The organism is Staphylococcus succinus (assembly GCF_029024945.1).
Taxonomy (GTDB): Bacteria; Bacillota; Bacilli; order Staphylococcales; family Staphylococcaceae; genus Staphylococcus; species Staphylococcus succinus.
Window position 1 is genome coordinate 2,466,357 of the sequence record NZ_CP118976.1, and the last position, 14,276, is coordinate 2,480,632.

Consider the following 14,276-nt stretch of genomic DNA (forward strand, 5'->3'; position numbering starts at 1 on the left):
GTTATACTGTCTCTCCTTCGTAGTTATTTAAAAATTGTAGTACTTTCATTAATTTTTCATCACCACCAGCAATTGGGCGCCAATTAAATTGAACCACTTGCGCTTCATTAGATTGAATAGCTTCAGTAAAACTTTGCAATCCAATATTAATGACACTTGGTTTATGATTTATCAAATTCATTATTTTATCATCTATAGTTAAATCCACTGGTTCCACATCAAAGTTCTGTACTTCTCGTTCTGGTTGTGCAACCGTACCACCAATTAAATTAATTGCCGTACGAACCATCTGATCATTGGTATCACAAACGATAGCGCCTGCTGCTTTTAAAGTATTAATTTGTGCATGATAGTCTTGATGATCATGTTCTGTCCCAACCACTGTAACAAGTATTGCTAGAGAACGACCATCTTCACTCACTTTAGCGCGTATATTTTGAATTGTTGGCGCAAGCTCACTCGCCATATCATCATGACTACCATAGCCGATGACATTATCTAACATAATCACTGCTGTTGATGGATCTTCTGCAGATTTTTCTAACATTTCAATACGCTTAGTCGGATCAATCATTGGATGTGGTCTACCTTGTGTATAGATATCATCACCTAAATCAATGATTTCATGATTACCACCTTTATAAGAAAATCCTTCCGGTGTTTCGCTATCTGAGTCATCTCCCAATGTATCTTTCACTAACATTGCCGCTTCGGAAGCTAATGTACCACCTGAATAATATCCTTTAATACCATCTTGTTTAGCAGTTAAGTTGACTGAAATATTATCCAAAACTTTTGGCTTGAAGTTTGGTGTATCTCCATTAGATAGTTGTACTGACACACGCGCCGCTTCTTCTAACGTATAAGCATGATAAATATTAGGTTCTGTATAGGTAGGTTTAGCGCCTAAGAACAATGCTACTACTGGTTTATCAATATTTCGTAATACATTAAGTACTTTTTCTTCAACTGCTTTAGCTGGTGGTTTAGAAATCACAGTGATCACTTTCACTTTAGGATCTTGATTTAAGGCTTTAATACTATCGAGCATTGTTATTGCGCCGACTTCTGTAGACAAATCTCTGCCACCAGTTCCAATCGCATTTGTCACGCCTTTACCTTCGCGATCAATAATTGTCGTTACTTCTTGAATACCTGTTCCAGAAGCACCTACCACGCCTATGTCACCTGCATTGACAGTATTAGTAAATGCAAGTGGCAAACCATGTATAATTCCAGTTCCACAGTCTGGCCCCATAACTAAAAGACCTTTATCATGCGCCATTTCTTTTAAACGTACTTCATCTTCTTTTGCAACGTTATCGCTAAACATAAATACATTCAAATTATGGTTAAGTGCATTTTCTGCTTCCATTGCCGCATATTGACCTGGTATAGAAATAAGTGCAAGGTTAGGATTTTCTGCTAGTTCTAATGCACGCTTCCAATTCGAAGCTTCATCTTGTTTGTGTGTCTGACTATCACTTTCTGCTTTTCCTTTTAATTCAGCTTCTACCTCTTGGTCAACTTCATCTATTTTCGTTTCATCATCTGTATCAATGACAATTAAAATATCATTAGGTTTAGCATTTTCTAATTCTGCAGTACCTAATCCCGAAGATTTGAAGATATCCTTGTTTGCAGGTGTGCCCATCATAATAGATACTTGATTCACACCTTCAATAGCAGATAATTTATTCGATAATAACATTAATACAATCGAATCTTGATACGTATTTTCTTTAATTATTGTGTATAGCATACTATTCCTCCGTTATTATTCAGCAAATCGATTTTTTCCGTGGTAACGATCATAGTGCACATTATCTGACACTAAATAGTTATATATTTCATCAACAATTTCAATACCATCACTGTCATATTTATCACTACGCAAGCGTCCGCGTTCGCCTGGATAGAATATTTCACCAAATCCTTCTGCAGCCGGCTGTGCTTTAAGTTCGTCTAACATTGTTGAAATTCTAACCTTAAATTGCTCTAAATCAGTAAAGAATGCTGGATTAATGACAATATGAAGCTGTCCTAAATCTCGCCCTTTCGTCAAATCTTTATACATAGATGAAACATGGACACCATGTGGCACACCTAGTAGACTTCCTGCCAAAATATCAACCATCATCATGAGCCCATAACCTTTAGGCCCCGCTACAGGCACAAGTGCATGTACATCTCTAGCATTTGTTGTTGGTTCGCCTTGCGCATTAACAGCCCATGTATCTGGAATGGATTGATTTTTTGCACGTGCATCAAGTACTTTACCCCAAGCTTGTACAGTTGTAGCCATATCAAATGTAATCATACGTTCATCATTTGAAGGTGCACTAAACGCAATTGGATTTGTACCAAAGTATGGTTCAGTTCCACCAAAAGGCACTACCATTGGGTCAGATTGGCACATACTTAAACCAACCATATCTTGCTGTGCTGCCATCTCTACGAAATAACCTAAAGCACCGCTATGAGAAATATGCTTCACACCTACTACAGCCACTCCGTTTTCTTTAGCCATATCAATCGCTTTGTCCATAGCTTCTTTTGCAGCTTGATGTCCCGGACCGTTATCTCCTTCAAACACACCTGTAGAAGGTCCAGTACGTTCAAATTGATAATTAGGTTTCGTAGTAATACCACCCTTAGCAATACGTTCTGCATAATATTCTACTCTTACCGCTCCATGCGAATGAATACCTCTATAATCTGCGAAAGTAAGTACATCAGCAACATCACTCGCAGCATCTTCATTCAACCCAGCTTTAACTAATTTATTTTTCATTAAGTCAAATAATTTTTCTTTTGATATACGCATCTTCATACCTCCTTATTTTTATCATTCTGTAACAATTCACTTTTTATCGATATTGTTGGATTTATACTTTATCCAATGTTAAAAATAATTTTTTCATAAATTAAATATTCAAATAATATGTGCATTAAAAAGAAGCTACTGAGAACAAATCGTCATTTATTATTTATACATACAATTGCCCTGTTCACTTCTTCAATGTATTTAATAACTAGCGTCAGAGATTAAGTAGTCATAGATACTGCGCGCTACTGGAATACCACTTTCAGCATAATTCTTTTTAACTTCTTCTTGAATTTCACCTGGATAGTAGACCTGATCGAATGCTTTCGCAGGTTCGATATCATGTAACTCATCTACCATGTCAGAAACTTGCCTTAAAAACTGTGCCTCATCCCCAAAGTAAGCAGGATTAATGACAATATGAAATTGCCCTAACCTACGATATTGACTTAAGTCTTCATACATTGAGGTAACATGTTTACCAAAGGGTAATCCTAATAAACTACCAGCTAAAATATCCACCATCATCATGAGCCCATAACCTTTAGGTCCCGCTACAGGCAATAAAGCAGCTACTTCAAATGGATCTGTCGTTGGTTCACCTTGTGCATCAACAGCCCATGTATCTGGAATAGCTTTTTGCTTTGAACGGGCATCTAAAATTTTCCCCCATGCTTGTACAGTTGTAGCCATATCAAATAGTATTGGATCCCCAGATTCTCGTGGCGAAGCAAAAGCTATTGGGTTGGTACCGAAGTACGGTTCGGTACCACCAAAAGGAACAACCATTGGGTCTGATTGACATACCGTTAGTGCAACCATTCCTTGTTGTGCAGCATGTTCTACAAAATAACCAATCGCACCACTATGTCCCATTTCTTGAACGCCCACCATGCCAATACCACTAGATTGCGCTAATGCTATTGCTTCTTCCATAGCCTCAAAAGCGACATAATGACCGATTGCATTATCTCCAAAATATGTCCCTGATGATGGTCCTTGTTGTGTAAATTTTAGTTTAGGTTGGAGATTATACCCCTTTTTCACTATACGTTCTGCGTAATACTGCATGCGTACAGAACCATGCGAATGTATGCCTCGAGCATCTGCAAATATTAATAAATCAGCTGTCTTATCAGCCTGTACTTCAGGCAAACCAACATTCATGAGTTTCTCTTTAAATAAATGTCGTAATTTACCTTTTTCGACATACACTAATCCTTCTGCGTCCATACTTAACAACCTTTCTTAAATTTCTATATCTCTATTGGCATCTTTTGAATAGATGTATGTAAAAGGTTCATCTAAACCAACCGCATAGGTCGCTTGAGGAGAATAAGCCCCCATAAATATATAATCTCCTTTATCTACAGGTAGCCAGTCATTATCAAGGTTGTACATACCGCGGCCACTTAATACATATGCACCATGCTCTTGCACATGTGTTTCAACGTAGCCATGTGAGGCACCGGGTTTAAATGAAAGAATATGGATATTCATATCATATGCTAACTCTTTTGGTAATAAATCGAGAATTTTCACTTCCTCCATACCTTCATACGGTTCTTGAGTCATATCATTTACATTTCCTGTGACGATGTCTGGCGTATACCCTTCGATAGGTTGGTAACGTTTTTTATATAAGAAAATGCGGCTATCATTGTTTTGATTACTATTTTCAAAAGTCATTACTAAATGTGGCGGTACATACAAATATCCACCTGCATTTAATTCATATTTTTTATCATCTGCATATGCGTTTATATTTCCATATTCTACATATATAAATGTTTGAACACCGTTACCACCAAATCCTTGTGTGTTGCCACCTTGATTTTTTAATGTCACTAAATAATCTACAAAATGCGCTCCAATTCTTGGTGATCCTAAAATTGTCACATCGCAGTCCTCGAAGCCAGGAACAACATTATTCACTAAACCATCTGGTGTAATTACCGCATAGTTATCTTTCTTAATCACTGAACGTGTTTCTAATAAACCTTCTCTGTAACCTTGATTATGATTTAAGTAACCCATAAATATAAAATCTCCTTTACCTTATCTATTTTTGTATATTTAGATATGCTCAATAGCACATTTGATGAAAAATTTAGCTTGATGATTGATATTATTCTTTGTAAGCCAGTTGATACAATACTTGTTTCAAGACTTCTATGCCTTTAACCAAATCCTCTATATCAGTTTCTTCTTCAACATTATGACTGACGCCGTTAATCGAAGGTACAAATATCATCGCTGTCGGTATATATTTAGCAAATATTTGAGAATCATGTCCTGCACCTGATGGCATTACTTTACAATCTGATGATCCAACAACGTGTTCTGCAGCCTTTTTGACTTCGCTTACCAGTTGTTCATCCATTAACGTTGGTGCTTCATCCATCCACAAGTCAATATCATATTCTACCGCTTCTTCTTCTGACACACGCTTGATGCATGCATCAATTTTTTCGGCAAATTGATTTAACTCAACTTGGTTAATATGACGACAATCTATAGAAAATGTAACTTCACCTGGAACCACGTTCACCGTGTTTGGTACTGGGTCCACACGACCAAACGTAATCACTAATGGATCCCCAAATGCGCGGGCTTGATCAGTTAATTCGTTTGCTATTTTACTAAAAGCAACGACCGCATCTTTCCTTAATCCCATAGGCGTTGTTCCCGCGTGATTAGCTTCGCCTTTGAGGTTAACTGTGTAGCGCTTCTGTCCTACAATTCCATTAACAATACCAATTGCTTTTTGTTCACTTTCTAGTACTTTACCTTGTTCGATATGCACTTCAACAAATGATTTTATATAACTAAAATCGTTGTCTACTGTACGATAATCAAATCCTGCTTCATGCATTGCGTCTTCAAAGTTGACACCTTCACCATCAGCGATAGATGATACGTCAGCTTTATTGGCTAAATTGAAGAAGTTTTTGCTCCCCCAAAACGCATAAGGAAAACGACTCCCCTCTTCTTCAGCCAATGCTAACAATTCCAATGACCGTAAAGGTTGGCCATGTTCAGCTTTTAATGATTGCATTGCAACCAAAGCAGCTAACACACCAAACTGGCCATCTAAATGTCCACCTTCTACTACCGTATCAATATGTGACCCAGACATAACTGTCTCATCAGGATATTTACTGCCTTCGATACGTCCTTTTAAATTACCTACACTATCAAAACGCGCTTCGAATCCTTCGTTTTCTAATGTACTTTTTAATGTATGTATTGCATTTGACCATGCTTCTGAATAAAGTAAGCGTGTAATACCGCCACCGTTTAAACCACCACATGATGTAAGTTTGTTATCTAAAGCTTCAAAAGAAGATCTGATGTCCATACAATTCAACTCCTTTTCTATTTCATAATTAATTATAAGCGTTTACATTTTAGTTATCATTCACATTTCTCACAATAATACTTAATACTTTTATTCGATTTATACAAATACTTCTTTTCATTTTTTTGAGATACTATATTTAGCAAAATGTATCTATAGGAGGATTGTCATAATGATTGAAACCACGACAAATTGCACAACCATAGATGGCTTTACATTACCATATACAATTATTGAGGCCAAAAACCCCTCAGCTAAAGGGGTTATTCTTTATTTTCATGGAGGTGGTCTCATATTTGGTCAATCCAATGATCTACCCCAAGATTATATTGATATACTCACAGAAAATTATCACCTTGTACTTGTATCGTATCGTCTAGCACCCGAGAGCAATATCGATGTGATTATTAACGATGCCTTGACCCAATACGATACAATACAACAACTATATCCAACATTTCCCATATTCACATTTGGCCGTTCAGCTGGCGCTTTTTTAGCAATGTTAACAGCACATCATCGTAACGTGGATGGTGTTATTGATTTCTATGGTTATTGTCGTATACACGTACCAGCATTTCTACGTCCAAACAAACAATATCAAGCGTTATCGTCACAAATTACACCAGCTATATTAAATCAACTCATTCAGTCGAAACCTTTGATATCTGGACCGATTCAAACAAGATATCCCATTTATTTATATGTCCGAGGACAAGCTCAATGGATGGCTTACTTAGGCATTCAATCTTCGACACAAAGTGATTACAATATTTCACCGAAACAACTCAAAGCATTTCCACCAACATTTATTGTTCATTGTACTGGAGATCCTGATGTCCCATATAGTGAAAGCGAGCATATTCATCGATATATTAACCACAGTCATTTCAAATCACTTTCCTTAGAAAGCCATGATTTTGATAGAGACGTAAATGAAACAGCCCAATCAATTTACAGACAAGCAGTACAATTTTTAGATCAAATTGTCCAAAGTAATGGAGGAGAGGCGTAATGCATTTACAAAATGTAATTGAAAATTTTCAGACCTTTAATAACTTTGCACGTAATGAAGCCAATGGCGGTATTAATCGTATTGCCTTTACACATCCTGAACGTTTAGCCGCATTGAAATTTTCTATGCTATGCCAAAAAGCAGGTTTAGATGTATATTTTGATTTCTTTGGAAATGTGATTGCACGTCGAGAAGGAAAATATCCATCCTTAAAACCCATCGTTTTAGGTTCTCATATTGATACAGTAAAAGATGGAGGCCAATATGACGGCTTGCTCGGCGTATTAGGGGCACTAGAAGTAGTCGAACATTTAAATACTCATAACATTGAAACTGACCACCCCATTATTATTATCGCTTTTGCTTGTGAAGAATCGACTCGTTTTAACGAAGCAACCTTAGGTAGTAAATATCTTACTGGTAAGATGACAAAAGAAGATATGAAATTTATTAAAGATAATGAGGGCAATATACTTTATGATATAGTGGCACCGCTCGCCCAAGATATGCACGGTAAGACAGCTTTATTTGAACGCAATAAAATCAAAGCATTTTTAGAATTACACATTGAACAAGGACCCATACTTGAAAATAATCATAAAGATATAGGCATTGTAACTGATATTGCTGCGCCACATCGTTTCAAACTAAAAGTGCAGGGTGTAACGAGTCATTCTGGTTCTACACCTATGCCTATGAGAGCAGATGCCCTCACAACCGCTGCTGAAATTATTTTGAAAATCGAAGCATTGGGACAAGCTTATCATGATAAAGGCATCGTCACTACTGTTGGCTATGCTCAAGTTTATCCCAATACCATGAATGCCATTCCAGGTGAAGTGACGTTACTCATAGATATTCGCGGAAAAGATAAAACTATTCGTGAACAAGTAGTTTCAGAAATGCATCAATCTATTGATGCAATTACTAAACATCGCCGTAGCAATTATCATATAGAGGATTTAGGTCAAGACACTCCTCGCAGTTTCAATAAAACGATTGCTCAAATTTCTGAAGAAAAATGTCAACATTTAAATTATAAATACCGTTATATGTATAGTGGTGCCGGTCATGATGCCATGAATTTTGCACCAATTTGTCCAACAAGTATGATTTTCATCCCTTGCAAAGATGGTATCAGTCATTCTCCAAAAGAATCCGTTACTTATGAACAAGTTGAAAAAGGTGTTAATCTCTTGATACACACAACGATTGAATTGGCAAAATCAGACATAATATTAGAAGATTAACATATTATAAAAATCTTTTTTAAAGCAAGTGCTTCCCAAGCGGTGCACTTGCTTTTATTGTTAAATGCATCACTCATATTTACTTCACCTTTTGAAAAATATTGCTATCCATGAGAAACTTATCTCTAGAAAATATAATGATTTACTTTTAAAATGAATGCAGATTTAGCAAACACATCGATTGATAACATTCAAATACGGATAAACGTATCACTATATAATAATTAGATGAAGGTTGGTTATAATGACTGAAATTTGTTTTGTAAGACATGGGGAAACTGATTGGAATACAATTGGAAAATTACAAGGTCGCACGGATGTTCCTTTAAACCAGTTTGGCATTAAGCAAGCCGAAGCATGTTCAGAGTTTCTCTCACAATCATCATGGGATGTAATTATCACAAGCCCTTTGCAGCGTGCTAAACATACCGCTACGATTATTCAACAAAAATTGGATATTCCACTCATTGAACGAGAAGCATTTATTGAAATAGCTTTTGGTGAGGCTGAAGGCTTAGCTCAACATGAAAGAGATATTTTATATCCAGATCGACAGTATCCTAATAAGGAAGCAGCTGATATTGTCACTGACCGTTTTCTTAAAGGAATCCAAACAGTAACTCAGGAATATCATAATCAACGTATTTTAATTGTCTCTCATGGCGCTTTTATAAGCGCTATACTTTATCATTATTCTAATGGAACAATAGGTACTGGCCTGACGAAGCTTGCAAACGGTGGATTAAATACCATTCGCTTAACATCAAAAGATAGTGATGTGGTAAGTTATAATCAAACTTCTCATTTACCTACGAGAAGTTCCACCCACTGATTATAAACAATACCCCCTCAAAATAGAGCCGCGCATTCGCGTAGCAATTTGAGGGGGTATTGTATAGAATTAAGAAAATCTTTAAAACAGCATACAATTTATAATGAATTGATTGATAGGCTGGTTTCACTTCATGTAAACCAGAATCTTTCATGTTAATCATCCACTAAATAAAACGACCAATTTTCACATCTGAAATGCCAGTTTGTTGATTATAAATTTCTTGACCTCTTAAAATAGTACGTGTTACTTGTGCGCCAATTTCACGGCCGATATAAGGACTCATTTTATTTCGATAAGCTAAATCTTCAGCAGATAACGTGTAAGAGGCATTAGGTTTAATAAATACAAAATCAGCATCTTTCCCAATAGCAATACTACCTTTTGATTCCATACCAAAACGTTGTGCTGGAGCTGTAGCGATGATTTCGGCAAACTTTTGTAATGACATTTGACGTTTTTGAACACCTTCATCAAATAGAATATCGACATTATTTTGTAAACCTGCGATACCACCCCATGCTTCAAAAGCATTATCTGTATCTTTTAAATCAGGCGTACATGGCGAATGGTCTGATGTGACAAAGCTAATATCACCCTCAATCACACGTTCCCACATACCCTCTAAACGTGATTGTTCCCGAATTGGAGGAGAACATTTTACTACTGCACCAATATCATCTAATTCTTCTTTATAGAAATATAAATAATGCGTACAAGTTTCACAAGTAATATCAACACCTTCTTGTTGTGCCTTAACCACCTCATCGACGCCTTCTTCACAAGCAACGTGTACAATATGTACGCGACATCCAGTTTCTTTAGCAAATAAGATAATTTTGCGAATAGGTTCTACTTCAGTAAATACAGGACGACTATCTACGTAAGCACGCATCGTTGTTTCACCATTTGCTTTTGCAATTTCACCTAAACGGTCTGTAATTGTCGCATTTTCAGAATGGATGGATAAAATTTTGCCAGTTTTTGCAATTTGTTTCATCCCCTCATACAATGAATAGTCATCTACATTTTCAAAATCACCTTCGATTGAACGATCTCCACAAGTTGCTAAGAAAGCTTTATATGCCACTACACCTGCTTCGTCTAGTTCTTGAATACCCCCATTTAAATTATAAGGTACCAGACCACCATAGCTCGCTACATCAACTGATAACTCACCTTCTCCAGCATCAAATTTCGCTTGAATAGATGCTTGATCTGTTGTTGCGGGCACTTGATTTAAAGGCATTTCAATAAATGAAGTAACGCCTCCTTTTGCAGCTGCGTTTGTACCAGTTACATACCCTTCCCAACCATCACGGTAACCGCCTCCAGGTTCAGTGATATGTACGTGTGCATCAACCATACCTGGTGAAACAATTTGGTTTTGCGCATCAATAATTTGTTCTGCTTCGCCAAGCGCTTGACCGATTGCAGCAATTTTTCCATCTTTTACAGCCACTTCTACATTGTGTTCACCATTTTCTAAAATTACCAAACCATTTTTAATAATCAAATCATACTTCATTATACTTCACTCCTTCTTTTTCCTTTGAGAATACTTTCGTTGTGTAGTGCAAAACAATGTAAATTGCACTAGATATCATAAATCCAATAAACCATGAGAAATCTGCTATTACAGCAAACGATGGTAAGAAACCAAGTAAAGAAATAACAACACCTATGATTGTGGCAATATAAGCTGAGACATTGATACGTTGTATTTTGATGTCTTTGTCATACAAATCAAAATATAGTTTATCAATATCGATATGACATCTAGATACGAAATAGAAATGAACAATCATTACACCTGCTACTGGCCCTAAAATTGCACCAATGGCATTTAAGAATAAAAATATACTGCCTTCATTTTCCATCATTTTCCAAGGCATAATAACTACACTTAAAACTGATGCAATGACTACACCACGGCGATAATTTATCCATTTAGGTAATAAGGCACTCAACTGATATGCAGCCGGGATAATGTTACTCGTTGCATTAGTAGAAATCGTCGTCATTAATAGTACGCCCGTAGAAATCAAAATAGCCCAGAAATTTCCCCATTCATTAATAATAGTTAGTATATTCCATTCTTGATGACCTAAATAGATAGAGCCACCAATAATAATAAATACGCTTGCAATAGCGAAGAGAATATGAGCAACAACAATTCCTGAAATTTGTCCTATAATTTGTGATTTCGTAGATTTAGCATTTTGTGTAAAATCAGCAACACTAGACCCCGGACCAGCCCATACGCCTAATAATGAATTAAATATTAAGATAAATGATAGCACGGCTGGGTAGATGATGCCGTCTGTTTTTGTTGCAATTTCATAGTTCATAATATTGCTTAATCCACCTGCTACTGTTACACCCCAAATAGCCATACCGCCGAATACGATATAAATCAATGGATTTAAAATAGCAGTAAATTTATTTAGTATTTCACCGCCACCAAAACCAATTGCAAAACTAATAGCCCAAAAAATTAAAAATGCTATAAGTCCTGGAATGGAAATACCTAATATATTTATGCCATGACCAACATCGCTGAATCCTGGAAAAATTTTATTTAATAAAATAAGTAGTGCTTGGGATCCTGCAAATGTTTGTAAACCAAACCATGCGATACCAGCGACAACACCACGTAATACGCCTGGTAATTTTGCACCAACATCTCCATATGTTGCACGGAGTTGCATCGCAAACGGTATACCATATTTGGATCCTGCATAACCATTAGCGACTAATAAAAGCGCAATAACAAATGAACTTAATATCAATGCAAAAATGACTTGAAGTGGAGATAATCCAATTAATAAGAATCCTCCAACAGCCGTGTAGTTAGGTATATTATGTACAGCACCCATCCATAATGTGAAAAAGTTAAACGCAGAATTATTTCTCTGCATTGGTGATTTCGGCATAATATCTTTATTATAACCACGCTTTTCAAAAAAGGTATGGTCATATACCGTTTCGTTCCCCTGTCTTCCCATCTATATGTCTCCTTTGCTTTAATAAGCTTATAACTTTATGTATCATGCTTAACTATTAGTTTAGTACTTATGAAAGCGTTTTTCTTTGTTTAGAATGACATATCTATATGTTGAAATTATATATTTCGAACAAAATATGTGTATAATTTATTATGTATAATATATAACTTAGGTCATTTCATACAATTATAAATAAACATTCCATGTTTATAAAAATACCATTTAACTAATAATTTTGCAGCTAAAAATTTGATTATTTTAATTTTTCTGATAATAATAAAGCTATAGACTCGGAGGACTGAATTATGACAACACTTAACGAAATTTTATCCGTTCCTCAATTTAAAGGACTAGAACTGATTAACAAGAACGGAGATTTATCATCGGAGGTCACAAATTTAGATATAACAGAGAATAATGATATCAAGCATTTTACTTCTGAAAATTCATTTATTCTAACAACTGGCGTACTTTTTCAAGACAATCAAGAAAACTTAAAAAAATTAATCAAAGACTTAAGCGATATTCATACAGCTGGTCTTGGAATCAAAACGTCTAGATTTTTACATGAAATTGATCAGGACGTTATTGATTTTGCTGATGCTTTAGCATTTCCATTAATTGAGATTCCTGAAAGTTGGAATTTAGGAGAAATCACACATCAAATATCTTCTTATATTTCAGATTCAGAAACTGGAAAATTAAATTATGCTTTACACATTCAACAAGAATTAAATCAGTTATTGATTAAAGGGTTTAGTATTAATTCTATGATTGAGCGTATGAGTAAGTTACTAGGCGTGCCTATTATACTTTTCGATCCATTCAAATCACCAGAAGCAATGAGTCATCAATATAAACAAAATAAAGTATTAGCCACTGACCATATAAGATACTTTCATAATCATTATCAAGAGGCACTCGTTTATGATAAAAACAAACAAGTTTTCGAAGATAAAGATCACGTAATTTTTAAAGTTCTAGGATATACTTATTTCCCATACTATCTTATGGTCTCCCAAGTTAATAAACTCTCCTACCCATTTAGTTTATTAACTATCGAACAAGTGGTCAGTGTCCTAAGTTTTGCACTATATAAAAACACTAAAATTGAAGAAGCAGAACAAAATGACATTAATCGTTTTTTTGAATCACTCGTTCATAATCAAACAGATCAAGCATTATCAATCAATAAGCATACTGAATTACTCAAGCAATACAATATTTTCAAATCAGATTATTATCAAATTATTATTTGTAATATCGATACTCAAAGTACTTTAGAAAATAGTTATTATCTTAATGAACGTCAACAGCTCACATTCCATTGGTTAAAGCATATGTTGACTGACATTGATCCTTATATAAGTATTTATAAACTACCAAGTAATAATCGATTCGCTATTTTATTACAAAATCATCATCAGCATTATTTTGATTATTTAAAACGTATTCAAGACGATTACGGCAACACTTTTGAAGGTAGTGTTTCTTTTGGCATTGGCAATGAAGTTACAGAATTTTCTCAGTTACCTTCATCGTTCTTTGAAGCAAATGAGGCTTATGAAAATGCCTTATTCAGTAATGAAAAATCATTTATTTCACAATATCATTCAAAAGATATCAAGGAACTGTTGCAACTTATTCCAAATGAAAAACTACAGCCCTTTATCAAACATACATTAGGGCCCCTAAGTTATCCTAAAACCAAAAAAGATTTGGAACTCAAACAAACGTTACAAGTTTATATGGATAATCAATGTGATATAACAAAAACAGCTGAAAAAATTTACATCCACCGTAATACAGTTAAATATAGAATTAATAAATGTAGCAATATGATAGGTACAAATATAGAAGATCCATTACATTCACTCAATATCCGGATCGCTTTATATGTCTCAGATATCATTGATTTCGATTCATAAAACTAAACACACCATACTAGACTTATTCTTTAGTATGGTGTGTTTACGTATATTA

At 35.3% G+C, this 14,276-nt stretch carries 11 protein-coding genes; 4 read left to right on the plus strand and 7 right to left on the minus strand.

The annotated features are described in order from the left end of the window. Position 1: 1 nt before the first annotated feature. From PYW31_RS11970 to allC, 5 genes are all read right to left on the minus strand, one after another. Entirely contained in the window at positions 2 to 1,762 is a 1,761-nt protein-coding gene (locus tag PYW31_RS11970; protein WP_046836874.1) for an acyl-CoA synthetase FdrA, read from the minus strand. A 15-nt stretch (positions 1,763 to 1,777) separates the two neighbouring features. Beyond that, the gene (gene allD, locus PYW31_RS11975) at positions 1,778 to 2,827 is read right to left on the minus strand and encodes an ureidoglycolate dehydrogenase (protein ID WP_046836875.1); all 1,050 of its coding nucleotides are present in this window, start codon (positions 2,825 to 2,827) and stop codon (positions 1,778 to 1,780) included. A 201-nt stretch (positions 2,828 to 3,028) separates the two neighbouring features. Beyond that, positions 3,029 to 4,060 carry an ureidoglycolate dehydrogenase gene (gene allD / locus PYW31_RS11980; protein WP_046836876.1) on the minus strand — a complete coding sequence of 344 codons (1,032 nt, stop codon included), beginning with the start codon at positions 4,058 to 4,060 and terminating at the stop codon, positions 3,029 to 3,031. A gap of 15 nt (positions 4,061 to 4,075) precedes the next feature. Beyond that, positions 4,076 to 4,864: a (S)-ureidoglycine aminohydrolase gene (gene allE / locus PYW31_RS11985; RefSeq protein WP_046836877.1), complete on the minus strand. Its 789-nt coding sequence runs from the start codon at positions 4,862 to 4,864 to the stop codon at positions 4,076 to 4,078. Between the two features lie 91 nt (positions 4,865 to 4,955). Then, positions 4,956 to 6,188, minus strand: coding sequence for an allantoate deiminase (gene allC / locus PYW31_RS11990; RefSeq protein WP_046836878.1), 1,233 nt, complete (start codon positions 6,186 to 6,188; stop codon positions 4,956 to 4,958). A gap of 172 nt (positions 6,189 to 6,360) precedes the next feature. Between allC and PYW31_RS11995 the strand changes: the two genes are divergently transcribed. The 3 genes from PYW31_RS11995 to PYW31_RS12005 all read left to right on the plus strand — a co-directional run bounded on the left by PYW31_RS11995 (position 6,361) and on the right by PYW31_RS12005 (position 9,285). Then, a complete protein-coding gene (locus tag PYW31_RS11995; RefSeq protein ID WP_046836879.1) occupies positions 6,361 to 7,203 on the plus strand; it encodes an alpha/beta hydrolase in 843 nt (280 codons plus the stop codon). After that, positions 7,203 to 8,453 carry a M20 family metallo-hydrolase gene (locus tag PYW31_RS12000; RefSeq protein ID WP_046836880.1) on the plus strand — a complete coding sequence of 417 codons (1,251 nt, stop codon included), beginning with the start codon at positions 7,203 to 7,205 and terminating at the stop codon, positions 8,451 to 8,453. Before PYW31_RS11995 ends, PYW31_RS12000 begins: the two co-directional genes overlap by 1 nt. Positions 8,454 to 8,697: 244 nt before the next feature. Next, a complete protein-coding gene (locus tag PYW31_RS12005; RefSeq protein WP_046836881.1) occupies positions 8,698 to 9,285 on the plus strand; it encodes a histidine phosphatase family protein in 588 nt (195 codons plus the stop codon). Between the two features lie 166 nt (positions 9,286 to 9,451). Here the strand turns inward: PYW31_RS12005 and allB are convergent, their stop codons facing one another. Beyond that, on the minus strand, positions 9,452 to 10,813 hold the full coding sequence (gene allB, locus PYW31_RS12010) for an allantoinase AllB (protein ID WP_046836882.1): 1,362 nt from the start codon (positions 10,811 to 10,813) through the stop codon (positions 9,452 to 9,454). Beyond that, the gene (allW, locus tag PYW31_RS12015; RefSeq protein ID WP_046836883.1) at positions 10,803 to 12,293 is read right to left on the minus strand and encodes an allantoin permease; all 1,491 of its coding nucleotides are present in this window, start codon (positions 12,291 to 12,293) and stop codon (positions 10,803 to 10,805) included. The genes allB and allW overlap by 11 nt, the downstream gene beginning before the upstream one ends. A 305-nt stretch (positions 12,294 to 12,598) precedes the next feature. Between allW and PYW31_RS12020 the strand changes: the two genes are divergently transcribed. After that, positions 12,599 to 14,221 (plus strand): PucR family transcriptional regulator, encoded by a 1,623-nt coding sequence (locus tag PYW31_RS12020; protein WP_046836884.1) that lies wholly within the window; start codon positions 12,599 to 12,601, stop codon positions 14,219 to 14,221. The last annotated feature ends 55 nt before the right edge of the window (positions 14,222 to 14,276 follow it).

Excerpts from the sequence above, each read along its gene's own strand:
- PYW31_RS12020 (WP_046836884.1), top strand. The coding sequence starts at position 12,599 with ATGACAACACTTAACGAAATTTTATCCGTTCCTCAATTTAAAGGACTA.
- allW (WP_046836883.1), bottom strand. The coding sequence starts at position 12,293 with ATGGGAAGACAGGGGAACGAAACGGTATATGACCATACCTTTTTTGAA.
- PYW31_RS11995 (WP_046836879.1), top strand. The coding sequence starts at position 6,361 with ATGATTGAAACCACGACAAATTGCACAACCATAGATGGCTTTACATTA.
- PYW31_RS11970 (WP_046836874.1), bottom strand. The coding sequence starts at position 1,762 with ATGCTATACACAATAATTAAAGAAAATACGTATCAAGATTCGATTGTA.
- PYW31_RS12005 (WP_046836881.1), top strand. The coding sequence starts at position 8,698 with ATGACTGAAATTTGTTTTGTAAGACATGGGGAAACTGATTGGAATACA.
- allB (WP_046836882.1), bottom strand. The coding sequence starts at position 10,813 with ATGAAGTATGATTTGATTATTAAAAATGGTTTGGTAATTTTAGAAAAT.
- allD (WP_046836876.1), bottom strand. The coding sequence starts at position 4,060 with ATGGACGCAGAAGGATTAGTGTATGTCGAAAAAGGTAAATTACGACAT.
- allD (WP_046836875.1), bottom strand. The coding sequence starts at position 2,827 with ATGCGTATATCAAAAGAAAAATTATTTGACTTAATGAAAAATAAATTA.
- PYW31_RS12000 (WP_046836880.1), top strand. The coding sequence starts at position 7,203 with ATGCATTTACAAAATGTAATTGAAAATTTTCAGACCTTTAATAACTTT.
- allC (WP_046836878.1), bottom strand. The coding sequence starts at position 6,188 with ATGGACATCAGATCTTCTTTTGAAGCTTTAGATAACAAACTTACATCA.
- allE (WP_046836877.1), bottom strand. The coding sequence starts at position 4,864 with ATGGGTTACTTAAATCATAATCAAGGTTACAGAGAAGGTTTATTAGAA.